This is a genomic window from Bacillus cereus group sp. N11, from assembly GCF_016483605.1.
Lineage (GTDB): Bacteria > Bacillota > Bacilli > Bacillales > Bacillaceae_G > Bacillus_A > Bacillus_A toyonensis.
On sequence record NZ_JAEHBN010000001.1, the window covers coordinates 709528 to 736211 of the forward strand.

A 26684-nucleotide genomic window follows, 5' to 3' on the forward strand; every position below is an offset into this window, starting at 1 on the left:
ATAAAGAGAAGATAGCAAGCAATCGCCTGGGATAAAGATATGTAATTGATTACCTTACTTTATCTTTTCCCTAACTATTCATGATTATGATATTGCTTATAAGGTTGGTAATCTAAGTTGTTTGTTGACATTAGATTTATAATTTGCAGAAAAAAATACTAACTTACAATGAAGCGAATTATTATAATTGGAGCATTATGATGTTGGTGTTAAAAGATAATCTAAAAACTCCCCACATATTTTGATCACACTTTATTTTACAGCTACAGTTGCACTACATATCCGTCAAGCTAAGAAAAGCGAACACCCAAAACAAAGAAGTTGATGAGCTTAAGATTGTAGTATTTGGAAAGCCCATAGTTTTTAATGTCCAGTCAAACAAATACGATAAGTAAGTAATGTTTGACTAGTGAAACTATTTCCAGAGAGTTCCGATGCTAAAAAATAGTTTGTCTCTTGCTTTATAGTAAATTTATCCAACAACATTTATACGTAGTGCTTTCCATGTTACAATTTACTATAAGTGAGGAAGGTGTCTTATGAAAATATCTGTTTATGTTGCAAGTGCATTTAGCAAGGATCATAAAGGCGGAAATAAAGCAGGAGTGGTATTTATGGAGAATACATTGACCACTACTCAAAAAATGGCAATAGCCAAACAACTGGGCTATGCGGAAACCGCATTTATATCAGAATCTGAAATTGCTGATTATAAAATTGAGTATTTTACACCAAAAGAAGAAGTTGATTTATGTGGGCATGCCACAATTGGCTCTTTCACGATACTGATGCATTTAAATAAACTTTTCAAGAATCGCTATACGATTGAAACGAACAGCGGTGTTCTTACTATTACCATAAAAGAGGACATCATATTCATGGAACAAAACGAACCGATATTCTATGATGTTATATCTCCAAATGAGTTTATCGACTGCTTTGACATTAAAGATATAGACAATAAATACCCAATTCAAATTGTCTCCACGGGCTTAAAAGATATTTTAATTCCTATAAAAAGCGAAACACAATTACATACAATGCAACCTAATTTTGAAAAAATTAAAAAAATCAGCAAGTATTATAATGTTGTCGGGATGCATCTATATACTTTTAATGACAATCGAATTATATGCAGAAACTTTGCTCCACTATACGATATCAATGAAGAAGCAGCGACTGGAACTTCAAACGGTGCATTAGCTTGCTACCTTTATGAACAGCACTACTTACAAAAAGAAGTCTATGTATTTGAACAAGGTTATTCTTTACACTCGCCTTCCGAAATATTAGTTAAATTAGCAACCAATAGCAAGAATGAAATAGAAAAAGTTTATGTTGGTGGCAAAGGCTATTACTGTGAAACTAAGTGTTTACATGTAGAAAATATTGAGTAAAAATAAAAAAACACCGAATAAAAAGGTTGAGAAGGATAGAGAAATAGATAAAAAACAAACACATTATTTAATTGAACAATGTGTTTGTCTTCAATCTGAAAGGATTTGATATGAATATCAGATCCTTTTTACTATATATAATTATTTCACTGGTTCTTTTCCAACTTTAAATACCGACGCCTTAGCAACAAAAAATTGTATTTCTTCACAGCCTAACTAATCAGCAAGAAACTTATAGGAATCATTATCAAGAGTTTTTTTGCTTTAACGATTTAACCTATCGACTGCTTCCGCACTTGTATCTACACGTTTAACGAAAAAAACTAATAGCAGTGCAACAACATTCATGCCAAGCGCTACATAGAATGAATGCTGAATTCCGGATAATAAAGCCTTCTGCGTTAACATTGCCTTCGTAGCTTCTGTGAAGGTTGTTGGATCTACATCAGACATTAAACTTTCAGCTTTTGTTGTTGTTACAGAATTCATAATCGTAATAAGAATAGCAGTACCAATCGAACCTGACACTTGTTGAGCTGTATTATTAACAGCTGTACCGTGCGGATTTAAGCGAGTTGGCAATTGATTAAGACCATTTGTCATAAGCGGCATCATCACCATCGCCATCCCAAACATCCGCAGTGTATAAATAAGAATAATATGCGTGTGACTAGAGTCGAGTTGCAGGTTTGCCAGCATATAAGTTGAAACAGCTGTAATGGAAAGTCCTACTATGCCAAGAATCCGAGGGCCATATTTATCAAATAGTTTACCTGTAATTGGTGACATAACCCCCATTATTACCGCACCCGGAAGCATCATCAGCCCAGAGTTCAGCGGCGAAATGCCACGGACGTTTTGTACATAAGCTGGTGTTAAAATCATACCTGAAAACATGGCCACCGCGTTGACAATTGCAATTACAGATGCAAGTGCAAACATTGGGTACTTGTAAACACGTAAATCCAATAACGGTTCATTCATTTTTAATTGACGGATAATGAAAGCAGTTAGGGCAATAGCGCCTATGGTTAAAGTTGTTACGACAACTGTATCCGTCCAACCATCTGAGCTTGCAGAACTGAACCCATATAACAAACCGCCAAAACCGATAGAAGATAATAATAATGAGAGATAATCAAGTTTTGCATTTTTGTTTTGTTTCATGACATTTTCAGATTTCCAAATCCCTAATAGTAAGCTAATGATTGCTAACGGTAAAATCATTTCAAAAAGCAAACGCCAGTCATAATACTCTACAATATAACCTGATAGTGTTGGTCCAATTGCTGGAGCTGTAATCATAACTAATCCAAAAATCCCCATTGCTGTTCCCCGTTTTTCTCTTGGGAAGCTTACTAGCATAATATTCATTAACAAAGGCCCCATGACTGAAGAACCTGCTGCTTGAACCATTCGGCCAGTAAGTAATAAACCAAAGTTCGGTGCTACAGCCGCTAAGGCAGTACCAAAAATAAAAATCACCATGGATGTAATAAATAAGCTCCTATTTGAGAAGCGGGTTATTAAAAATGCTGATGCCGGAATTAATATACCACTAACAAGCATATATCCTGTAGAAAGCCACTGGATTGTTGAATAATCTTGAATGTCTAAATCTTTCATTATTGATGGCAAAGCTACATTTAAAAGCGAGTTATTTAGAAATGAAACAAAGGCCCCAATAAAAAGAATTACAAGCATTAAATATGGTGGTTTTCTTTTATGTAATGTTTCACTCATATATTTGTTTGCTCCCTCATTATAAATTTCATTGATTCGTTTAAATCGTTTGCATATCTGCACAAGAATACTTTATCCTTGCAGTATTTTGCCAAACTCTTCGAATAGATATTCTCTTTTTAACAATTCCCTTTTCTCACCATAACATTTTAAATCTTCTTTATTGACTAAATCCTTTATACACATGTAAATAAGATTTTGAAGGAATATATAAATGAACTTTTTTTAAAAATGACAAAATATTTAAGTAGGCCACATAAAACGATCAATCTTTTTTATAAAAATGTAAAGAATCTAAAATTAAAACCCAAACATTTTGATTAAATTGTTTGGGTTTCTTCTATTTATAAAGTCAATATTTGTAGCAATACTTTAATCAAACTAACACCTATAACTTTTTAAAACTTATTGAATTTATCACTTGCTAATCTAGTAATAAAATACTGAACATCAAACAAAACAGTAGCAAACAGAACGAACTTTATACATACTAAGGTCCATCTCATAATATTTTTAAACAATCGATTATAACAATATCTGAATTATTTTACATTTGAACCCATGTAATCCACTTCTCACCTTCTAACAAATTCGCTATATAACAAAAAAAGCATTGGATACCCAATGCTTTTTACACTTACGCAAATAGAGATGTATTCGCATATAAAGCTGGAGAGCCACCTGAATGTACGAATAAAATGTTATCTTCTTTATTAAATGTACCTTTTCTAATTAAATCAATGAGTCCCGCCACTGCTTTACCTGTATACACTGGATCAAGTAAAATACCTTCAGTTTTCGCAAGTAACTGAACTGCTTCAACCATTTCTGGTGTTGGTAAAGCGTATCCTGGTCCTACATATTCATCAAAGCATGTAACGGCTTCGCGCGGGATAAAGTTTGGGATACCAACGTGAGCTGAAGTTTCAGCTACAAGTTTTGCTACTTTCTCTTCTTGCTCAGCTTTTCCTCTACTTACGTTAATTCCGATTACAGGAATCTGGCTTTGCGTTCCAGAAAAACCAGTAATTAAACCAGCATGCATACCCGCGCTACCACTTACACAAACAACTGTAGTGAAATCAATTCCTTGCTCGAATGATTGCGCCATAATTTCTTGCGCACAAGCAATGTATCCCATTGCGCCAGTAGGGTTTGATCCACCAACCGGTATTACATATGGTGTACTACCTTTTTCACCTACTTCTTTTGCTACCTTCTGCATCTCTTCCATAAGATCTGCTCCGTTTGGTACAACAATTACGTTTTCAGCACCTAATAAGTGATATAAGAAATAGTTTCCGTTAAAGTCTGGCTTCTCTTCTGGCTCAAGCCCTTCCTCTAATACAAGGATACATTTCATTTTTTCTTTTACCGCAGCTGCCAGTGTCAGGCGGCAATGATTTGACTGAATACCACCAGCTGTAATTAACGTATCTGCACCCTTTTCCTGTGCATCCGCAACTAGAAACTCTAACTTTCTTGTCTTATTACCACCAGCTGTTAAACCAAGTAAATCATCTCGTTTAAAATAAATAGTCGGCCCACCAAGTACTTCAGAAAAATTGTTTAACTTTTCAATCGGTGTATATGATTCTGTATATTTTTTTCTCGGGAATTTAGCTAAATTCATTGTAACGCTCCTTTTGTACTTCTTTCACAATATATGTAACGATACTATTATTACATGTAAAAATGATGAAGTCATCTTTCTGGATTAAAAATGTATTAGAATTTCATTTTGATAAGTAAAACCGTATTAATGATTTTAACTTAATTACGGTACATGAAATTTATATCAACGATTTTTTAAATATATCGTTCATTACTTACAATATATCAACGGTTTTTCAAATATATCGATCGTAACTTGCAATATATCAACGATTTTCTTAATATATCGATCTATCGACAAAAAACGACAGACAAGCACCCATTTTTCATCAACAAAAAAGAGCCCACACATTCAAATGTGGGCTCCCTCCAATCACTTATTTACCGAAAAACGAAGTAACTGCGTTAATCCCGGCTCTAAATTCATTTCACCTTTATGACGTACGTATACAGTTTTATCTCCATCAAATTTCGGAGGATTTGCTTTATTATACGTATACCACTCATTCGTTCCTTCTATAGAGTACTCCATGTATTCAGTTGCACCGGCAATTACGTTTTTACTATCATCAGCTGTTACATTTGGTGCCATTTGCGCAACTTTTGAATCACTAACTAATAATTTCTTAATATCCTTATCACGTTTATAATCGTAAGCCGTTACGACAACATCGTTACCGTATGCTTTCACTTGCAGTCCTTGTTTAAATGAATATCCATCAGGAGCAGTTTTCTCTCCACCATTTGGTCCTGCTGACATCCAGCCTGTTTCAATCCCGCCCGTATTTACAACAGTGAAACCTTTTTCATCTCCGCCTTTAATTTTCTTTTTACCAGCCCAGTCAGGTAAGTTTAAATCCCAATGCGTATGACTCGTGAAGAAAACAACTTGCGGATAGTCTTTTAATATATCGTACAATTTATCCACGTTTAAATAATCTTGTAAATATGGTGATTGTTTCGATCCGGATACCGTATCAGGTAAAACGTGATGAGAGAAAATGAAAATTGGTTTATTTTTATCTTTTTGGCTATACTCTTCTAAATTTTGTTTAAGCCAACCTAATTGTTCATCACTCATATATACTTCGTCCCACATTTTTGAATCGTGGTATTTCATATATTTTTCAGTTCCTAAAAATAAAAGCGGATAACCGTCTAATTCTTTTTTATGATATACCTTTTCTTGCCCACTGAATTTCAGATAACGGTTAAATAGCGTTTCCTCAGTTACACCATTTGGCCATGTATTTTGAGAAAGTTTCCCGTCAGCTGTCCATTTCCCAGCATAAAACTCATGATTCCCAACAGTTGACCATACATTTTCCGGATGTTTATTTTTGTTTAACACACGCTTCACATCATCATATTGTGACTGCTGTCCAGTTGGCGTTATATCCCCATTCATAATAAGCGCTCTAGAAAGTGGCGTCACTTTGTTCATATCTTTTAACACGTGATCAAAGTCCCCTAAATCCCCTTGAATATCACTAATAACGTTAAAAGTTGTAGCTGATTTTCGGACTTGCTCTTTCCCTTCCGCATGTGCTGAAAATGTCGGTAATAATGCCGCCATAACAGCTAATGAAGCAACTGTCTTTTTCATACAAATTCTCCCCCTACTAATAGAATGTGCAAACTGACATGTTCTGCTTTCTCTTAGGTGCTTGTCCAATTCATATTATAGGGAGAGATTGTAAAGGCTAATGGAGTGAAAAATTAATTGTTTTTTAAGAGATTTTGTCTTTTCATTGCACTCCACAATTCGAGATTCGCGCCAATCTAGCTTTCTAGCCTTTAACATTACATACATGTAAATTTTGATGTTAAATCTTTTCGTTTCATACGTTGTTTTTTATTACTTTTAATTTTCGGGAAAAATCCACTAATTAATAATGTTATAATCCATACCATTATTAGAATAAAATTTATTGTATTACCGGAATTCAAGCTGAAAACTCTCCACAAATAGGCAGCACAAAATACGAGGATAGCAGTAATAATAAGTAAAAATGTCCTAACTACTAATCCGATGTAGGATCTCTTCTCTTGCTTAAAAATGAAAGTTCTTCTACCTTTGTACAATCTAATCACAAATAGCAGCAAATATAAACCAAGTGTGGCTCCAATAACAATTGATGTAATAGAGTTGTTTTTTCTCTGCTCAGCTAGAGAGAAGTAACTTTCAGGTAATTTTCCCGTTTCATATTCAATCCATGCGTGGTAAATATCCTGTCGTAAGTCTATACCACCTTCACCATTTGTAAGGATTACCAATCCATCCTTTGTATTAGGAATGAAACCATAAAAAGAATGCCAGCCTCGATTGTCACCAGAATGATAAAGTAATTTCCATTGATTAGATAGTTTTTTTTCAAATATACCTAAACCATTCTCCCCTAATACTAGCTTTTGCATTTCTTCAACATGTTCACTTTTGATGACACCATTCCCTTTATTATTTGCATCCATGCTTGCAAGTATCAATGTCATCATATCCGTAACATTTGTCTTAAGACCTGCAGCAGCCTGTTCGGTAAATTGGTAACTAGGGAGCTCCTCTCCAAAATATCCATAAGCTTTCGAAAGGTTATGGTTTTCAGGACGTTGTAAGAATGAACTAGATTTTATTCCTAAAGGTTTCATAATTTGTTCTTCCATATAACGATCAAACGGTATTCCGGTAACCTCTTCAATTACAAGTTGTAAAATTGTATATCCGCCACCAGAGTAAATTGTTTCTGAACCTGGTTTATTGGTAACCTCCACTGGTTCATTAAGCCATCCTTTTCCAGACAGAGATTCCTCAATAGAGTCAAGATGTTTCCCTGGTACAACCCCGAGGTATCCTTTATGTGCAGACAGCCCTGCTGTATGACTTAACAATCTTCTTATCGTGACTTCATTATTATTAAACTCTGAATTAGGTAATTTCCATTTGGTCAGATATTTTCCAACGGGATCATCTAGTGATAAACGACCTTCATCTACAAGATGCAAGATTCCCCACGCTGTAAGGCTTTTAGATATAGAACCAGCTTGAAACAATGTATCATCACTCACCGCTTTTTTTGTCTTTTTGTCTACATAACCGTAGTTAAGTGTATAAGCAATACGCCCCTCATGTACGATACCTATTGCAACCCCTGGTACCTCATAATTCTCCTGCCATTTTGGTACCTGTTCATCCATCTTTTTTTTGAAATTCTCTATACTTCTATTAGTCAACGTGCCCGATTCTGCCCTCACCACATTTGTAAACCATACTTCATTCGTAATGAATATACAAATCATTAAACATAAAATACTTTTGCATATTATCGATGCTTTTTGCCTATTCTTCATTTGCTTCACCCTCTTTTCAGAATATTCTATCCATAAATCAGAGTATCCCATTCTAATATCCCGTTCTATCGATTTTTATTACTTAACCTTACAAAATTGTAATAAAAATCAAAGTTCTACATACTTAGGGGTTTTACTGTTCTTTATTCGAGGGCAGGAAATTTAATACAAAAAAGACACAGAGATTCCTCCCCATGCCTACTAATTTCTTACCTTTTCACCGCATGCACATAATGTACCGTCTCAAAAGCTTCTAAATAATCGTTTCTTCCTTCAAAATACAATTTATTTATGTCCACTGGTGATAAATGCTCATAAATGAGTAAGCCCGCCTTCTCTAACAGTGCTTCCATTTCGGCATAAGAAAAACATGATTTCATCGGTTCTCCGCCTACCGCAGCCATTTTCACCATGTTTTCAACTCGATTGGACAGTCCCTTTTCCGTAAACAAGTTTTCATCGGGATAATCAAAAACGATAGAACTGCCTGCCGGAACCATCTCGAATAAACATTCTAATAAACTAGTAAGTTCCTCTTTCGTTAAATAGTACGTAACACCTAAAAGGCTAAAGAAAGTCTTTTTATTTTCAAATCCTTCATTGCGTAACTGTTCATAGGAAAATCCTTTCGTAAAGTCCATTGAAACAAAATGAAGGTTATTTGGAACTTCAAGTTCTGCTTCTTTTATTCTTTCCTTCTTAGACGCTTGCGTAGAAGGATGATCTACTTCAAATATTTCTATTTTATTTTCTAATTCTCGGCGTCTAAAACTGAACGTATCTAAGCCTGCACCGAGTATGACGTATTGTTTTGCTCCTAATGTAATTTCATGTAGTAATACCTTTTCACAATATGCTGCACGTGCTAAAGGTGTTGGTGATAACTGAACTTGTGTAATCCATTTTAATATTTCTTTCGGATTATCTTGAAACTGCTCTGCAATATCTTTATTGAAAAAATGTATCCCTTGAACCATATTCGTTTCAATATTGTTAAGTTCTTTTTGTGAAATGAAATCTTTAGCTACATAATCATCAAAGATTTTAGGACTATCAAATTCACTATGATATGCCCTTCCAAAAGCTGATACTAACGACGTTACACTTGCTTCACCTTGTTTCACGCACATACACTCTCCTTCATTTTCACAACAAAAATAGGGTCCCCCTGGCCAGGAGAACCCTATTATACACTTTATTTTTATATTGGTAAATTATATCATAAATAAGTTTTTTTGTCAAGTTTTCAGCTCACCTTCACTCTAGCAATATGTGTATTTTCAAGCAGGAATACTCCTTCTTGCATAGAATATTCCAGTTTATAACAACACCAACGGAGGCTGTCATGAAAAGATTAGTTATCATTACAGTAGGAAAAACCCACAGCGGAAAAACTACATTTGCAAAAGTATTAGAAAAAGAGTTACCCCATTCTTTCGTTATGGACCAAGATAACCAAGCAGAATTTATTAACACACATTATGAGAAATTACAACCAACTGAAGGCCCCAATACATTTAAGCACGGTCTTTCGAAATTCATTGTTGATTATGCGAGAGAACATACAAGTTTACACCTTATTATTTGTAACTCTAATCGCAGTAAAAACGGAAGGTTCTATTTATTAAACGAATTATTCCACAAAATGAATATGTATGCATACTCGTTCACTTTGACATTCCAGATGATGTGCTTTATGAAAGAGTAGCTCGAAGCACGCGAAGTACCAATATTTTTAGAGGTGGTTATTCTAATTTCAAAGAAGTACTCGATCGATAACAGGTTGAATCACTACATGAAGATGTGGTGGATCCTATAGAAAATAAGGCTGATTATTTGTTTGTTATTCACGATAGTAAAGATATGAACACTACTATAGTAGAAATTGTTCATCTAGCTAAAGATTTGTCCCCTATCCCAAAATAAGAGATTATTATGCAAATCCTTCCTCTAAGCGCCTAACATGGTATATAATAATAAAATAATCTACTTCTATATGCTCAATTTTACACAAAATTGCTCATGCATATGAAAGAAAAGAGGTACAAAAATATGAAAACAAAACAAACAATTGCTGCGTCTACACTAGCTTTAGCAATGATTGCTGGCGCAAACTCAGCTCATGCGGAAGTAACTGATGCTACTCCTCAGCAAAGTACGGGAGATCGATTAGCTGAAATTAAGCAACATAGACAAGAATTAGATGCGAAATTGCAGCAACACAAAGAAAACGTTGATCAAACATTGAATGAACTTAACCAAGTTAAGGAAAATGTTGATACGAAGGTGAATGAACTACATGAGCGTAAACAAGTTGCTGATGAAAAAATTAACGAAATGAAACAACGTAAACAAGAGTTAGATGCAAAACTTCAGCAAGACAAACAAATCGCCGAGGATAAAATCGCTGAAATTAAAGAGCATAAAAAACAAGTAGATGACAAAGTTGCTGAAATAAAAGAACATAAGGAAAATATTGATACAAAGGTTAATGAGATTAAAGAACATAAACAAACTGTCGATGAAACAGTAAATGAAATTAAGCAACATAAAGAAAACATCGATCAGAAGGTTAATGAACTTAAGGAAGTTAAAAAACAAGTAGATGAAAAATTAGCTGAGTTAAAGAAAGCGAAACAAACTGCTGAGGATAAACTTGCTGAGCTAAAAGAAAATAAGCGGAATACTGGTAACACGTTAGAAGAACTTAAGAAAATTAAAGGAAACTTAGATAGTCTTTCTGCTAACTTAGAACTAGCTAAACAAGATGTGAAAAATAAGCTAGCTGAATTACAAAAGGCTAGACAAGACTTACTAAATAAAATTAACGAAATTAAACAAGCGAAACAAACTGTTTCAGACGATTTAACAAAGAAAAAACAAGACTTAGATATTAAAATCAACGACTTTAAACATACTGAGAAAAAAATAGACGACAAATTAGCTGAGTTACATACAACGAAGCAAAATGTTGATAACAAAATTAATGAAATATCACAATCGAAACAAACGCAAGCAGATAATAGCACTAAAAACAATAACGCTAGAGAACTTCCTAACGCTGGTAGTGAGCAATCAAATAATATGGCTTTAGGTATGTTATCTGTATTAGGCGGCGTTTTATTAGTAACACGAAATAAAATTAAAACGTTATTCTCAAAATAAAGCCATTATACTTATTAAAAACAATTATACAAAGGCCAACCGCATGTGCGGTTGGCCTTTTTCTTTATATTAACTGTCCATCTCTAAGCGTCAATATACGATCACATACATCAAGCATTCTTTCATCATGCGTAATCATAATGGCTGCTTTTTGACTTTCTTTCACTTCGCGTTTCATCATTTCAACGACTTCACGCGCACGTTTTGAATCTAAGCTTGCCGTTGGTTCATCTGCTAGTATTAAATCTGGGTTGTTCATGAACGCACGAGCGATTGCCACCCTTTGTTTTTCTCCACCAGATAGTTGATTTGGATAATGATTTTTTCTTTCTCCTAATCCAAATGCCGCTAATAGGTGATCCGCACGCTTTTCAGACTCTTGTTTATTGTCTTTTTTCAGCTTTGCAATATAGAGTAACTGTTCTTTCACATTTAAATACGGAACAAGGTTTGCGAACTGGAAAATGAAACCGATCTTTTTCAAACGTATATCTGTCATTTCCTTTTCGGATAACTGCGTAATATTTTGTTCACGAATGTATATATCCCCTTTTGACGGCGATAATAAAGCACCCGCGATTGATAATAACGTACTTTTCCCTGATCCAGAAGGACCGACGATTCCGATAAATTCTCCAGCTTTCACATCAAGCGATATCGGATGAAGGGCTGTTACTTCTGTATTCCCTTCTCCGTACACTTTACTTACTTTGTCTAATTTTAATAATGAAGTCATTACATCCCGCCTCCAATCGCTTCTAATGCATCAACTTTTAATACTTGATATAACGAAATAAGTGTTCCTAAAATACTAATGACGATAAAGATTGTTGCATATTGTGCAATCATCGGTGTTGTTAATAAGAACGGCATACCTGCTGGTAAAATTTGTTCTAATCCTTGTACAAGAACAATACTGATTACCATCGCAACGACTGATAAGAATAACGCCTGCACGACTAAGCTATTTGCTAAATACGAGTTCTTAGTACCAATTGCTTTTAATACGCCTAATTGCTGTGTTTTTTGCAACGTAATGACGTAGAAGAATACACCGATTAATAACGCAGCGATAACAAGTAAGAATGCAATGATCATCGTTAATGTTCCTTGCTCTTCTTTAAATCCTGGAATACTTTGCAGTACTTCTTTCTTATCAATAACATGGGCATTTTTAATCTCTTTATCTGTATTAAGTGCAATTGCACTATAATCTTTTTGATTTGGTTGTGAAATAGCGCCCCATACATCTTCGTTTACATATACAACTGGTGTATGGCTAAACATTTGGTCTTTCGTAAATCCAACGATTGTAAATTCTTTCTTTGAAACAGGATCGATAATTGTATCCCCAATATCGATCCCTTTTTCTTTAATGGATTCGTCAGCAACCATTTCATTATTCGCTGTACCTAATTTCTCACCTTTTACAATGTTCGGTTCTAAAAATGTATCACGTTCACTTGAAAAAATAGCGACATCAACCTTTTTCGAACTATCTTTCTTTTCATACGTTGAAACTTTCACACGAAACGGAACTGCCTCTTTCTCGCCTACTTGATTTACTACGTTATCTACATCATCTTTCTTAATTTGTGAACGAAGTAATTTATTTTCCGCATCATCTGCTAAAACGAACTTATTTGCCTCCATATTTTGAATCGATGACGCATTATCATATGATAATCCATTTGCTAATCCTGAAATAACAAGGACTAAAAATGATAATAACACCATAATCAGTCCGATTAATCCGTATCTTAATTTTGATTGTTTCAATTCACGCAGAGCTAAAAACATCTCGCTCGCTCCTTCCTCTTTCTTTCTATGCACTTATCATAAAAAAGAAATATGAACGGAATATGAACAGAAGATTACAGAGGATACTTTTGAGCTTCGGTTTAAGGAAGAACAGGTGAAAGGTACTGCCTTATAGCAAATAAAGAAAATATTTTCTTTTTGCTATAAAGCTCAAACAAGCATAACCCCGTCCTAAATTTAGGACGGGGTTATGCTTGTTTACTTTTGGATGTAAGATACTAAAATAAATATATAACAATAAATTCATTTAAAAAATCTAAATTCCATTCAACAATAGCGCCCTTTAATGGAATAACTAATACGTTCAGTTAACGATTTGATGGCCATGCCCCCTGCATTTTCCTTAATTGAATAATTTGGCCAGTATGATAAGCATCGTGAAGCATGATGTCTAGTAATTTCCCCTCTAATGAATTTTGTTCCAGCTCTTTTTCGGAAATTGCACTTAATACCTGCCTTAAATTACGCTGAGCATTTTCAGAACGTTCAACGACTTCCTTCCATTCTGTGTCATCATTAGATTGCTTAGTAAGATAAAAGGTGTCATCACCGTCAAGATTATGTGTCCATTCATGGCCTTCCAATTTTGCAGCAAGCCTCTCTTTGTAATAAATGAGATGATTAACGTTCTCCCAAATGGTATTCGTTGCCTCACCAGATGGTTTCCACATAGCCTGTTCGGCTGTAAGTCCTTCTATAGCATGTTTAAACGGTGCATACCAACTCTCTTTATCGAATGTTGAATCTAGTACGTTTAATAACACGTCAACTCGTTTCAAAGTAATTTCCTCCCTAAATAGTTAAAGTTTCAATAAAATCCTTATAACTATGTAGAGATTCTACATTTTCAAATAAACTTCCTCCTAATCTTATTCCACAAACAAGTCCAATTATAGAATAGGATTACTCGTATTTTTTCACTTTACATGTAGAATAACGGACAAAAAAAGAAGAGGCGTTCGCAAACAGCCTCTTCCATCTATTTCGGAAGTTCAACCCGAACAGTCGTCCCTTCCCCTTTCGTACTATACACCGAAACTGCCCCTTTATGCAGTTCAACAATTTTCTGCACGATTGATAATCCTAAGCCACTACCTTCTACATTTCTTGCCCTTGCCGTATCTACTTTATAAAAACGATCAAAAATACGTTCCATTTCTTCTTTTTCCATACCGATCCCGTTATCGGATATAGAGATAATGACACTAGATTCTAACTCTTCGACAAAAAACTCAATCGTCCCACCATCATTTGAAAACTTAATGCTATTCGTAAAAATGTTACTCCACACTTGATGTAGTAAGTTTTCATCACCTTGTATTGTAATGTCCGGCACATCAAATTCAACAGCGATATCTTTCTCACGCCATTTCCATTCGAGCATAAAAATGACGTCTTTAATTTGCTTTTGTAGATTGAATTCTTTTATTTGTAATACTTTTTCTTCTTTATCTAAAGAAGCTAGCGTAAGTAACTGTTTACATAAACTAGACATTCGCTTACTTTCGCCCTCGATAATTTGTAAGTAATGGTTTCTTTCTTCTTCACTCATCTTTTCTGTTTGCAATGTTTTCGAAAATCCTTGTATGGAAGAAAGCGGCGATTGAAATTCATGCGAAACGTTAGAAACAAATTCTTGTCTCATCTCATCTAATTCTTTAATACTTTTCGTCATCTTTTGAAAGCTTGTAGACAACGTTCCTATTTCATCTTTTCGTTTTACGTCTAATTCGATTTCATATTCACCACTCGCAATTTTTTGCGTAGCCTTCGTAAATTTACGAATTGGGCGAACGATATATCCTGCTGCAATCGCAATAAAAATAATACTTAATAACACGATAAAACCAAGTAAAACCGCTAAGAAAATTCTCATTTCACCAAATTGTTGCTGAATGTCAGGACGAATAAATAAAGCGTACTGTTTATCACCGTGTTTTAACGGTACACCGACACTATTAATTAATTCATTATCGAAGAATCCTGTAATAAAGAGCCTCGTTGGATATGTGGAAACACCATTAAACGTTTCCCCCTGCAATACTTTACGAACCGTATCATCACTTATCGTTATTTTACGAAACGCGTTGCCGATACGCTTTCCATTCATTTGGTCGTCTACAATATAAATTTCATATCCTAATTTCGCAATAGAATGCAAGTACGCCTCTTGATTTCCTTCACTTTGCTTTTCATATAATGACTTAACTTCTTTTGCATACGTTAAAATCTTTTCACTATTATACGGTTTTAACTTCACTTGATAATATACGTTCGTTAATAAAAAACCGATAATACTACTAAGAAGCATAATACCGACTGTCATAAAAACGAATCTAGAATATAGTGATTTCATTTTATTTCAACTCCAACTTATAGCCGAGTCCGCGCACTGTCGTAATTTGAAAATCATCTGTTCGTTTTGAAAAACGATCTCTAAGACGTTTTACATGAACATCAACTGTTCGTTCGTCCCCTTCAAAATCCATTCCCCACACTAACTCAATTAATTCTTCTCTTGAAAATGTTCTGCCAGGATAACTAGCAAGTTGTGATAATAGCTCAAATTCCTTTAAAGGAAGCAAAATCGTTTGCCCGTTACATTTTACTTCAACACCTTTACGATCAATTGTCGTTCCATGAAGTGTAATAATGTCAGCGCTCAGCATTTGATAACGGCGCAACAAAGCTTTCATACGAAAAATGACTTCAGCTGGCTCAAACGGTTTTACAATATAATCGTCCGTACCAGAAATGAATCCTTTTTCTTTATCAACTAACTGATCTTTCGCAGTTAATAAAATAACCGGTATATCATGATACTTCCGGATTTCTTCACATAACGTATAGCCATCAACAAACGGCATCATAATGTCCACTATCGCAAGATGAATATTTTCCTTCTCTAAAACGTCTTGCGCTACCTTTCCATCTTCCGCTTCAAAAACTTTAAACCCCTCTTTTTGTAAATGGTAATGTAATAACTCTCTAATATGCTTATCATCATCAGCTAATAAAATATGTATCATCTTCATTAAACCCTCTCTTGTTCATCCTTCTACATTTCTTACATTAAGAAACAATTGGTTTTTTTGCAAGAAAAAGAAAAACAAACCAACATTTTAAGATAAATAAAAAAGAATCTATTTTGAAAAAAGATTATTCAAAATAAATTCTTACGTTTTAGTATTAAGATTATTTTAATGAAAAGTAATTTCTATGCTTTAGAAATATCAACGAATCCTTCTCCAAATACGTCACGAACATCGTGGATAGCGATGAACGCAGCCGGATCTGTAGTTTGAACAATCCGTTTTAGCTTCACTACTTCTTGCTTATTAATAACAACATAAAGAATTTCCTTCGGAGTTTTCGTGTAATAGCCATGACCTGAGTACACAGTAACCCCTCTGCCCATTAAGGTAGTTACCTTCCCGGCAATTTCATTCGGGTTATCAGAAATAATCGTAATGGCTTTCTTCGGATTTAAACCTTCAATTACAAACTCCATCACTTTCGTTGCTACATATAGCATAATAATTGTTATCATCAGTTTTTCTGCACCAATGATGAAATAAGATGAAAACGCAACAATTAAATCGAAGAACAGTAAACCATAGCTAATGCTCCATCCTAAATATTTATGCGTCATCCTTGCTAAGATGGTAGTACCTGCTGTTGTTCCGCCAACGCGAATAATAAGACCAATCCCGCACCCAATAAATATTCCACCGAAAATAGCATTTACGAGCATTTCATCAGAAGTAATCGTCCAACCTTCTGTCAAATGAAGAAATAGCGAGTTCGTAACTACAGCGATAATCGTATAAATTGTTGTGATCTTGTTTAAAAATTTATAACCAGCTATTAACAAAATCGCATTTAATATTAAGTTGACTAAACCTGGTGACCACTCAAATAAATAGTACGTAATAATCGTGATACCTGTTACCCCGCCTTCACCGAACTCATTCGGGATAACAAACAAATTGACACCTAACGCAAATAGAAATGCACCAATAATAATAAAAATAATGTCTGTCGTTCTTTTTTTCATACAGTACCTCACTTCTTATGTAAATATTTCTTCAGATATAAACTCTCACCATTATATCGTGGAATATTCAAATCGAACAGTGGTCTTTCTTTATTTTAATATAAGATAATAAACAGCCTTTATTCTTTGTCCACATGTAAACTTTCTTCGTGAAATGTATCATACATATATATGATTTATTTCCTTTTATCCTAATGGTAGTGTAAATAAAAAATACCCATCTAATTGTTATACACATGATAATTAGATGGGTACTTTTTATTTTGTTCTTACTCTACATATATATTCGGTTTATACATTTGTTGTTTAGAGAAAATTGCAAATAACGACTTATACTCGCCTTATTAAGACCAGATCCATACATCATCATTATTTTGCGTATTGTTCTTTGCTTCATGAACTTTTTCGATATGATCAACTGTGTTCCAGTTAATAGAACTTCCGCCCCATCCTACAAACTTCATATCAATTTTTACTTTCTCACCAGCATGAAATACTTGTCCCTTTGTTAAGAAAACGTCAATACTATCTTTCTTCCCATTTAGTGATGGATACTCAACTACGACATACTTAGTAGAACCGTCTCCCTCATCTTCCATCGTTCCTATTTTTGATACTTCGCCAATTACATAATCAGGTGAGCCATCTTCTTTCATGTGCATACCTAACTTGTTTGTTGTATTTTCAACTGCAGTTGCAACCATATATTCTGTAAAATTACGCATCATAGATCCAGTCGCTTTTACTTCGTCTCCTACTTTCACATTTGAAAGTGAATCCATATACACACTAACAGGCTCCTCATATTGCTTAGATTTCACAACAATTACACCGTTATCTACTTCTACTACTCGCCCTTCTAACGTCGAGAAATTCGATTCAATAGAAGCCGCACTCGCTTTCGTTACTTCTAATCCTGGTACATTCGTTCCTGATAATGCTGCGATACCTAAAGCACCTGCTAAAATTAATTTTTTCATACCCATATGTAACCTCTCCATTCATGATGATTTTATTTTTTGATTGGCTACGACCAACCTGTAACCATTATAGTTACATGTTATAAAAATAACAACCACTTTTCTCATGCAATGTTGCATACTGTAATTTTTAAATATTAATCGACTATTCCTATATTCAACACTACTGCTAAATTCTTGAATATCAGCAGGTAAACGGATTGATGATGAAGAAACTACTGTCATGCATCATATTTTTCAATGCTACGGTTTGTATAATCGTAGTTCATTACATTATGTAGGGGCGGAATTCATATGTTAATAAAACCAAAGAGATTACAGCCAGGAGATATCGTAGCAACAGTAAGTGCTTCATGGGGAGGAGCGGGTGATTCTAAGCTAAGATGGCGTTATGAGCAAGGAGTAAAGAGATTAGAAGAAGTATTCGGGCTTACAGTTATCCCAATGCCAAATAGTTTAAAAGGTAGCGAATACCTTTATAACAATCCAGGGGCTCGTGCGGAAGATTTAATGACAGCATTTAAAGATACGCGTGTTAAAGCAATTATTACGAATATTGGTGGCGAAGATAGTATCCGTTTACTACCTTATATTGATTTTAATGTGATACGTGAAAATCCGAAAATCTTTATGGGGTACTCTGACGATACCGTGTCACACTTATTTTGTCATAAAGCAGGAATTTCCTCTTTTTACGGTCCAGCAATCTTAACCGATTTTGCTGAAAATATAGAGATGGATTCATATACGATTGAAACAGTGAATCGAACTCTCTTTTCAAATGAGATTATTGGTGAAATTCAACCAGCTAACGAATGGACGAGTGAGCGTTTAGAATGGATAGAAATAAATAAGGATACAAGACGTACGATGCAGCAAAACAACGGATATGAGGTCCTTCAAGGATCTAGGACTGTACGAGGGCGTTTAATTGGTGGTTGTATTGAAGTATTGGAATTCGTAAAAGGAACGGAACTTTGGCCTGAGAAAAAGCATTGGGAGAATAGTATTCTATTCTTTGAAACATCTGAAGAACATCCAGAACCAAATTATATAAAGTATTGGTTGCGAAATTATGCAGCGCAAGGCATTCTGCAAAAAGCAAAGGGAATCATCTTCGGTAAACCGAAAGACGAAACATATTATGAAGAATATAAACAGGTAATACTTAAGATTATGAAGGAAAATAATTTAGAAGATTTGCCGATTCTTTATAATTTAAATTTTGGCCATACTGAACCGAAGTTTATTTTACCTTACGGTGCGATGGCAGAAATTGATTGTGAAAATGAATCTTTCTCTATTTTGGAAAGTGGAGTGGAGTGAAACTTTCAATAAGTAAAGCCATAAGTTTTATAATTATGTTTTCCTGATCCTAGCGTATTTTTATTTTATTAGCTTGATAGTGATATGGCAGGACTCAAATCAATAAAAACACTCCTATGAGATATGACTGGGAATTGTTACTTTTTAAATGATATGGAGATTACTTATCTAATGATAAAGGGGGATTTACGTGTATGGAAGTAACATTTACAGTAAGGAAATGGGATGAAAAACCAATTGATGATACTAGAAAAGATTTCCCTATTAATATTGCCCATGTTGAATATGATATTGATGGGGAATTAAAAGGAAAAGCTTTTGTTGAATACTTATTATATTATTTAGACTCAAATATAAATGATGGTCACTTGGCTACCGCTAAAATTTCTGGATTTTTACACTTTGAAGGAATTTATAAGGGGCAACAAGGAACATTTACAGCTATAGAGCAAGGAATATTTGATAAAGGAAATTTAGATTCCCCAGGAACAATTATTAAAGCTACCGGTAACTTAGAAAGTCTGAGAGGGTCCTATAACTATCAGTTTACAGGTCAAACTAGTAAACTAATTTTAGAATTTGAAATTTAGCAAAATACCCTATAATTTAGTGGAAAGGACATTTCTTGTAATACTAAGAATGTCCTTTTTATTGACGAGCTTATTCAACTATTTTCTAATCGTTAAGAAAAGAACAGAGTATAATACATAAAATTTTCGTTATGGGTGGGAATTAAAACTCTAAGCCTGAGAGGCATGGGCCCCCACTTATTCATTACTTCTCCTACCAATTAAAGAATAATCCCTGAAAAACTCCCCTTCAATACTTCTTTTTCAAGTTGATTCATACATGTAAACATCGCAATAATCTTCGTACGATTTTTTTCATCGGGTTCAAATTTTTCAATTGTTACGTCACATCGAATCGTATCCCCACTAAAAACGGGACGTAAAAATTCAAAATCCATCTTGCGAGCTAATACGTTATAATCACCGCCAACTTTCGTAGGCAGTGTTGATGTTAAAAGTCCTTGTACAACAAATCGCCCTTGTTCATCAGGTGTAACATGATGAACTCCCTCATCCTTAGATACCTCTGTAAATAAAACAACATCTTCTCTTGTAAAAGTTCGCTCAAAGGTGATTTTTTCGCCTACTTGCAATTTCATTGATACCCCTCCTCGAAAACACTTTTAAAATAAGAAAAACCGAAACTAAAAATCATTTCGGTTTTTCAATCTAAAGAAGTCTATATTTACTTTAAAGAATGTACAAACAACCCACTGCGCAGTTTCGGTTCAAACCACGTTGATTTTGGCGGCATGACTTCCCCAGCGTCTGCGATTGCTAATAAATCTTCCATTGACGTTGGATATAATGAGAACGCTGCTTTATATGCACCGCTGTTCACAAGGCGCTCTAGTTCTTCTAACCCACGTATTCCGCCTACAAAATCGACGCGTGAATCAGATCGCGGATCATGTATTTCAAGCACTTGGCTTAATAGATGGTCTTGCAGAATAGACACATCTAAACCTTTCACAAGATCGTTCGCATCAAACGTTTCCTCTTTCACAGTGAGCTTATACCACTTCTCGTTTATATACATACCAAATGTTTTCGGCTCATTCGGTTTATACGGAGAAACATTTGCTTCTTCTACATAAAAATACTGCGTAATTTGCTTTAAAAACTGTTCCTCTGATAAGCCGTTTAAATCTTTCACAACTCGGTTATAGTCCCAAATTGATAATTCATCGTGAGGGAATAGAACGGATAAGAAGAAATTAAATTCCTCTTCTCCTGTATAATTCGGATTTTGTTCTCTTCGCATAAGTCCTACTTTTGCTGCTGATGCAGAGCGATGATGTCCATCTGCAATGTACAAGTTCGGAATATCTTCAAATGCGTTTACTAAAGTGGCAATTACACCTTCATCTGCAACCTTCCAAGCAACATGCTCAACGCCATCTTCTGCTGTAAATGTATAAATTGGCGCATGTTCTTCTTTCCAGCTGCTAATGAAACGTTTCACTTCATCTTTTGTACGGTACGTTAAAAAGATAGGGCCCGTATTTGCATCACACACATCAACGTGACGGATGCGATCTAATTCTTTTTCATGACGCGTTCTTTCGTGTTTTTTAATTGTATCATCATCATACTCATCAATAGATGTACAAACGACAAGTCCTGACTGCGTTCTTCCTTGCATCGTCAGCTCATAAATGTATAATGCTGGCTCCTCATCTTGAATGAACACTTCTTCTCGTATAAATTGCTTTAAATTTTCACCCGCTTTTTCATATACGCGATCATCGTACGGTGAAAGTGCCGGATCTAAATCGATTTCTGCTTTATCAACGTGTAAGAAAGAATACGGATTGCCTTTTACAACTTCTCTTGCCTCTTCACTATTTAATACGTCATACGGTAAAGCCGCAACTTGTGCTGCTTTTTCTTCTACTGGACGAATGGCCCGAAACGGTCGGATTTTTGCCAACTTCCTCTCTCCTTTACACAATCATTCGAACGGCTACAACACCTGAAATTTTGCTTATATTTTCCACTACATTCTCTTTAATTATATCATCAATTCCGTTATCAATATCAATCATTGTATACGCCCAAGAATGTTTACTACGATTAATCATATCCGCAATATTTATATGATGTTCTGCTAAACATCCTGTAATTTGTCCTACCATGTTCGGAACGTTTTGATGCATAATTGTAATACGTTTCTTTCCGATATACGGAAGTTCTACGTTAGGATAGTTGACTGAATTACGAATATTTCCTGTCTCTAAATATTCACGTAATTGACGTGCAGCCATTACTGCACAATTTTCTTCCGATTCTGATGTAGATGCACCAAGATGGGGCGTCGCTGTTACATTTTTCATCTTAATCACATTTTCATTCGGGAAATCCGTTACGTAATGTGTAATAACATCTTCTTCTAACGCTTTTTGAAGAACATTTTCATCTACAAGTTCCCCTCTTGAGAAATTGAATAGACGCATTCCTTTTTTCATCGTCTCTATAGCATGTTCACCAATAATCCCCTTCGTTTGATTCGTAAGAGGAATATGAAGTGTAATATAATCACACGTTGCAAAAATTTCATCTAGGCTAAACGCTCTTTGCACATGTGTAGAAAGGCGCCAAGCTGTTTCAACTGAAATGTAAGGATCATATCCGACAACGTCCATTCCTAAAGCTAGCGCATCATTCGCGACTAAAGCACCAATTGCACCAAGACCAATAACCCCTAGACGTTTCCCCGCAATTTCTGATCCAACAAATTGTTTTTTCCCTGATTCAACAAGCTGAGGTATTTCTTCACCCTCTAAATTTTTCGTCCAGCTTACTCCATTAATAATGTTACGTGAAGACATAATAAGACTTGCGATAATAAGTTCCTTTACGGCATTCGCATTAGCCCCTGGCGTGTTAAATACTACAATTCCCTTTTCCGTACATCGATCGACAGGAATATTATTTACACCCGCACCAGCTCTTGCAATCGCCTTTAAATCTTTTGAAAACTCTTCTTGATGTAAAGAATAGCTGCGAAGTAAAATGCCGTCTGGATGATCCATTCTATCCCCTACTTCATAGCGCTCTCCGCCAAGAACTTGCAAACCTTTTTCTGCAATTTGATTTAACGTTTGAACACGAAACATATCCCCATCTCCCTATCTATTTTCAAGCTCAAATTCTTTCATATAATCTACTAATTGCTGCACACCTTCCACTGACATCGCATTGTAAATACTAGCGCGCATGCCACCTACTGAACGATGTCCTTTTAACGTAACGAACCCGCGTTCCTTCGCTTTTTGTAAAAACTGATTATTTAATTCTTCTGACGGTGTTGTAAACGGAATGTTCATAAGTGATCGATACGTAGGATCAACTGGTGAAGTAAACAATTTAGATTCATCTAAGAAATGATAAAGAAGTGACGATTTCATTCTATTTTGTTCTTCAATCGCAGATACCCCGCCTTGTTCTTTTAACCACTCTAGTACAAGCTTCGTTACGTAAATACTAAAGGATGGCGGTGTATTATATAAGGAGTTATTTTTACTATAAGTTTCATAGTTTAGCATTGTAGGACAAGAGCGATCTGCCCCGCCAATTAAATCTTTTTTTATAATAGCAATCGTTAAGCCCGCTGGCCCTAAATTCTTTTGTGCTCCCGCATATATGAGGCCAAACTTCGTAACATCATATCGTTCTGATAAAATATTTGAGGACATATCCGCAACTAGCGGCACTTCTTCGAGATGTGGAATATCCACATATTTTGTCCCCTCAATTGTATTATTCGTTGTTATATGTACATAATCTAGTTTTTCATTACCGAGTAAACCATCCAATTTAGGAATCGTAGTAAACTTCTCTTGTTCAGAAGAAGCAATCACTTGTACTTCCCCTACTTTTTCTGCTTCTTGCAGTGCCTTTTTAGACCATGAGCCAGTCAGTACATAACCTGCTTTTTTGTACGTATTCATTATATTTAACGGTATCATAGAAAATTGTAATGATGCACCGCCCTGTAAAAATAAAACTTCATACCCATCAGGAATGTTCATTAATTCACGAAGCAGGCTACTCGCTTCATCAATAATACTTTGAAAATAAGAAGATCGATGACTCATTTCCATAATAGACATGCCTGTCCCGTTATAATTTAAAAGCTCCTTTTGCACCTTCTCTAAAACTGGCAAAGGGAGTATTGATGGTCCTGCAGAAAAATTATACACTCTCTCCATCACCCGGATGACCTCCCTATTTCTCATTTTATTATTTTTTAAACTTTCTGAATTATAACCCACAATACAATATACGGTCAATTTCTTTTCTATTATTATGTCTCAAGACGCGATGGAATCGCTTGCACGTGCATACTATATGTAAACATATAAAAAAGTGTTAAGTACATAATCGTACTTAACACTTTAATAATAGAAGAATAATAGCTATTTGTCCGTAAAGAACCGATCAAAAATTTGATAAATAGCAGAAAGACCAAAGAGCCAATAAATAGTGTCCACAAGCGCCGGCATAGAACCAAACCATTTCTCAACTACATTGTAATCTAACGCTACAAACAACCAATTCAAACCGCCAAGAATCACCAAAATTACTGTAAGGTAAGACAAAAATTTCATTATGATTGCCCCCTAGGTGATAAGATGGTGAAAGGCCTTTCACTAGAAATATATGTAGGAAACTTCAAAACTTACCTATTTTATAAAATTTATTTTCGATACCATCCGTTAATAACTGCCTCTGCTTCTTTACTATGTATTTGATACGCATGTGTACTATCATTAGAGCCAATAAACCAAATTGAAAAACCTTTAAAATATGGTTTCGGTTCTAATACATCTCGGTAAGCGCGCCAGCCATTTAATTGTACATCCTTTGAAAATACATTTGAAACATCTGGATTCCATGGATTTTGTAGTCCTAGTTCACGCGCTGGTACGTTAAATCCACCAAAATAAACTGGCTTTCCTGTTGCATTATGTAATTGTTCCAGTTGTTGAACAACATTTTGTCCACGATTATATACTGTTGTCGCGAATAAACTTTGCTTCACTTCTTCGTATGATGGATTCCTTTTTCCTGAAACTTCAAACCAACTATCGATACTAACAATATCCACCTTTTTTAAATACGGACGATTTATTTTCTCTTTAAACTTCGCTTCATACGAAGGGTCCCAGCTTGCTGTTAACCACCAGTTCATTTGATACAAAACATTTCCTTTATACTGCTGACGGACAAAATTAATCGTATCGTTCCAATATCCTTCTGCATATTCCATATTAACGAAATTAGAAGCAATCTTTAGTCCATACACATTGTATTTACTTGTAATAGAATTAAAAATATCTTGTAGAATAACCGTTTTCCAATTCCAAAAGAAATCATTAATATTACTTGGATTCCATTCTGTTTCTCCAACATTCCCCTGCTGAATATACGGGAACGGTTCCACTATAACTTGAATATTACGCTTTAATAATTCTTGAATTAAAATGATAGCCTGTTTCTTTTGCGCCTGATTAATTACCATGTTAGTAGAAGTCACATTCGGAATATCTACTTGAATCGGTACATTTACTGTATTTAAATTTAAGCGCTCTACATCAGCTAACACTTTCGCTACATTTCCAACTTCCCATACCGTTACGTTTCCTGATTTTATTTTTCCAGGTTGAACAGTATTTACATCTGCCTGTACGTTTCCTTGAAAACAAAAAGAAAACAACATAATAAACACTCCTAAAAAACTTATTAAACTCTTATTTTTCTTCACAACTTTCCCCCTATAATTTTTGGCTTTCTTGATTATTTTATACAATGTTTCACATATATTCCAGAAAAAATCACATGAAGTTTTCATTAATAAAAGCATTATTCATATAATTCTCCTGAAAATAGTAAGATAAATAAAAAAGAGCGGATTTTGAACTGCACCCCAATTGTTAGACACCGTCTAACAATTGGAGGTGCAGTTTTTCTATGGTTAAATTTACAGCTGATGAAAAAATACACATCGTTCAACGTTATTTGAACGGAAATGAAAGTTACCGAGAAATTAGTAAAGCGGTTGGTATAAGAGACACCGTAATTTTGAATTGGGTAAACCAATATAAACAAAATGGTGTGGAAGCTTTTCTAAAACGGTATACAAATTACACGCAACCATTTAAACTAGACGTACTAAATTTTATGATTGAAAACGGTACGTCCTTATTTGAAACGGCAGCTATTTTTAATATTCCTGCCCCTTCAACGATTATTGTTTGGAAAAAACAATTCGAAACACAAGGAATCGCTGCCCTTCAATCAAAGAAAAAGGGGCGTCCATCCATGGAAAAAGATTCAAATAAACAATCAAAACAAACACCAGTTGAAGGTTCAGTCGAAGCACTTGAAGCACGTATTCAACAGCTTGAAATGGAAAATGAGTACTTAAAAAAGTTGAATGCCTTAGTTCAAAACAAGGAAAAATCACGAAACAGGACAAAGCACAAGTAGTCTATGAATTAAGGCATAAATATTCGGTGAAAGCACTTGTAGAGCTAGCTAACATTCCACGAAGCACGTATTATGATTTAGTAAAGAAAATGAATCGTCCGGATTTAGATGCCGATTTGAAAGCTGAAATTAAAGCGATTTATGAGGAAAATGAAGGTCGTTATGGCTACCG

General features: G+C 34.9%; 22 protein-coding genes and 2 pseudogenes. 6 read left to right on the forward strand and 18 right to left on the reverse strand.

Annotated elements, in window-relative coordinates; all coding sequences use genetic code 11:
• Positions 1-539 precede the first annotated feature (539 nt).
• A complete protein-coding gene (locus tag JDS98_RS03655; protein ID WP_000704338.1) occupies positions 540-1397 on the forward strand; it encodes a PhzF family phenazine biosynthesis protein in 858 nt (285 codons plus the stop codon).
• A gap of 264 nt (positions 1398-1661) precedes the next feature.
• Here JDS98_RS03655 and JDS98_RS03660 read toward each other — a convergent pair whose 3' ends face one another.
• The 5 genes from JDS98_RS03660 to JDS98_RS03680 form a co-directional block, all read right to left on the reverse strand.
• Complete coding sequence (locus JDS98_RS03660; protein ID WP_097959510.1) at positions 1662-3140, reverse strand: MDR family MFS transporter; 1479 nt, start codon at positions 3138-3140, stop codon at positions 1662-1664.
• Positions 3141-3777: 637 nt separating this feature from the next.
• The gene (gene cuyA, locus JDS98_RS03665; protein ID WP_199633562.1) at positions 3778-4773 is read right to left on the reverse strand and encodes a D-cysteate sulfo-lyase; all 996 of its coding nucleotides are present in this window, start codon (positions 4771-4773) and stop codon (positions 3778-3780) included.
• A 354-nt stretch (positions 4774-5127) separates the two neighbouring features.
• A complete protein-coding gene (locus tag JDS98_RS03670; RefSeq protein ID WP_097959508.1) occupies positions 5128-6360 on the reverse strand; it encodes a DUF4073 domain-containing protein in 1233 nt (410 codons plus the stop codon).
• Between the two features lie 197 nt (positions 6361-6557).
• Entirely contained in the window at positions 6558-8099 is a 1542-nt protein-coding gene (locus JDS98_RS03675; protein WP_097959507.1) for a serine hydrolase domain-containing protein, read from the reverse strand.
• A 209-nt stretch (positions 8100-8308) separates the two neighbouring features.
• The gene (locus tag JDS98_RS03680; RefSeq protein ID WP_199633563.1) at positions 8309-9229 is read right to left on the reverse strand and encodes a class I SAM-dependent methyltransferase; all 921 of its coding nucleotides are present in this window, start codon (positions 9227-9229) and stop codon (positions 8309-8311) included.
• 215 nt (positions 9230-9444) lie between these two features.
• On the opposite strand from JDS98_RS03680, the pseudogene JDS98_RS30000 reads away from it, so the two are divergent.
• A pseudogene (locus JDS98_RS30000) lies at positions 9445-10025 on the forward strand (AAA family ATPase).
• Positions 10026-10151: 126 nt separating this feature from the next.
• Positions 10152-11264, forward strand: a complete 1113-nt coding sequence (locus JDS98_RS03695; RefSeq protein WP_199633564.1) for an LPXTG cell wall anchor domain-containing protein — start codon at positions 10152-10154, stop codon at positions 11262-11264.
• A 64-nt stretch (positions 11265-11328) separates the two neighbouring features.
• Here the strand turns inward: JDS98_RS03695 and JDS98_RS03700 are convergent, their stop codons facing one another.
• The 7 genes from JDS98_RS03700 to JDS98_RS03730 all read right to left on the reverse strand — a co-directional run bounded on the left by JDS98_RS03700 (position 11329) and on the right by JDS98_RS03730 (position 18128).
• Positions 11329-12000: an ABC transporter ATP-binding protein gene (locus JDS98_RS03700; RefSeq protein ID WP_000202590.1), complete on the reverse strand. Its 672-nt coding sequence runs from the start codon at positions 11998-12000 to the stop codon at positions 11329-11331.
• Complete coding sequence (locus tag JDS98_RS03705) at positions 12000-13064, reverse strand: ABC transporter permease (RefSeq protein ID WP_199633565.1); 1065 nt, start codon at positions 13062-13064, stop codon at positions 12000-12002. Before JDS98_RS03705 ends, JDS98_RS03700 begins: the two co-directional genes overlap by 1 nt.
• A gap of 329 nt (positions 13065-13393) precedes the next feature.
• A complete protein-coding gene (locus JDS98_RS03710; protein ID WP_199633566.1) occupies positions 13394-13864 on the reverse strand; it encodes a DinB family protein in 471 nt (156 codons plus the stop codon).
• 200 nt (positions 13865-14064) lie between these two features.
• Positions 14065-15441, reverse strand: coding sequence for a sensor histidine kinase (locus JDS98_RS03715; protein ID WP_199633567.1), 1377 nt, complete (start codon positions 15439-15441; stop codon positions 14065-14067).
• Between the two features lies 1 nt (position 15442).
• Positions 15443-16120 carry a response regulator transcription factor gene (locus tag JDS98_RS03720; RefSeq protein WP_000781961.1) on the reverse strand — a complete coding sequence of 226 codons (678 nt, stop codon included), beginning with the start codon at positions 16118-16120 and terminating at the stop codon, positions 15443-15445.
• A 182-nt stretch (positions 16121-16302) separates the two neighbouring features.
• Positions 16303-17142, reverse strand: a complete 840-nt coding sequence (locus JDS98_RS03725; protein ID WP_000747489.1) for a YitT family protein — start codon at positions 17140-17142, stop codon at positions 16303-16305.
• A 344-nt stretch (positions 17143-17486) separates the two neighbouring features.
• Positions 17487-18128, reverse strand: coding sequence for a hypothetical protein (locus JDS98_RS03730; RefSeq protein WP_199633568.1), 642 nt, complete (start codon positions 18126-18128; stop codon positions 17487-17489).
• Between the two features lie 288 nt (positions 18129-18416).
• On the opposite strand from JDS98_RS03730, the gene JDS98_RS03735 reads away from it, so the two are divergent.
• Together JDS98_RS03735 and JDS98_RS03740 are read left to right on the forward strand one after the other, a co-directional pair.
• Complete coding sequence (locus tag JDS98_RS03735; protein ID WP_097959500.1) at positions 18417-19448, forward strand: S66 family peptidase; 1032 nt, start codon at positions 18417-18419, stop codon at positions 19446-19448.
• A 194-nt stretch (positions 19449-19642) separates the two neighbouring features.
• A complete protein-coding gene (locus JDS98_RS03740) occupies positions 19643-20038 on the forward strand; it encodes a DUF3224 domain-containing protein (RefSeq protein WP_000454076.1) in 396 nt (131 codons plus the stop codon).
• A gap of 200 nt (positions 20039-20238) precedes the next feature.
• On the opposite strand, the gene JDS98_RS03745 is transcribed toward JDS98_RS03740, so the two are convergent.
• The 6 genes from JDS98_RS03745 to JDS98_RS03770 all read right to left on the reverse strand — a co-directional run bounded on the left by JDS98_RS03745 (position 20239) and on the right by JDS98_RS03770 (position 25787).
• Positions 20239-20616, reverse strand: coding sequence for a hotdog family protein (locus tag JDS98_RS03745; RefSeq protein WP_000776365.1), 378 nt, complete (start codon positions 20614-20616; stop codon positions 20239-20241).
• 86 nt (positions 20617-20702) lie between these two features.
• A complete protein-coding gene (locus JDS98_RS03750; RefSeq protein WP_001063058.1) occupies positions 20703-21950 on the reverse strand; it encodes a DUF1015 domain-containing protein in 1248 nt (415 codons plus the stop codon).
• Positions 21951-21963: 13 nt separating this feature from the next.
• A complete protein-coding gene (locus JDS98_RS03755; protein WP_199633569.1) occupies positions 21964-23136 on the reverse strand; it encodes a 3-phosphoglycerate dehydrogenase family protein in 1173 nt (390 codons plus the stop codon).
• A 12-nt stretch (positions 23137-23148) separates the two neighbouring features.
• On the reverse strand, positions 23149-24231 hold the full coding sequence (gene serC / locus JDS98_RS03760; protein ID WP_097959498.1) for a 3-phosphoserine/phosphohydroxythreonine transaminase: 1083 nt from the start codon (positions 24229-24231) through the stop codon (positions 23149-23151).
• A 207-nt stretch (positions 24232-24438) separates the two neighbouring features.
• On the reverse strand, positions 24439-24630 hold the full coding sequence (locus JDS98_RS03765) for a DUF378 domain-containing protein (protein ID WP_199633570.1): 192 nt from the start codon (positions 24628-24630) through the stop codon (positions 24439-24441).
• Between the two features lie 89 nt (positions 24631-24719).
• Positions 24720-25787, reverse strand: coding sequence for a glycoside hydrolase family 113 (locus JDS98_RS03770; protein WP_000739752.1), 1068 nt, complete (start codon positions 25785-25787; stop codon positions 24720-24722).
• Positions 25788-25993: 206 nt separating this feature from the next.
• On the opposite strand from JDS98_RS03770, the pseudogene JDS98_RS03775 reads away from it, so the two are divergent.
• Positions 25994-26684, forward strand: a pseudogene (locus JDS98_RS03775) (transposase); the annotation flags it as partial.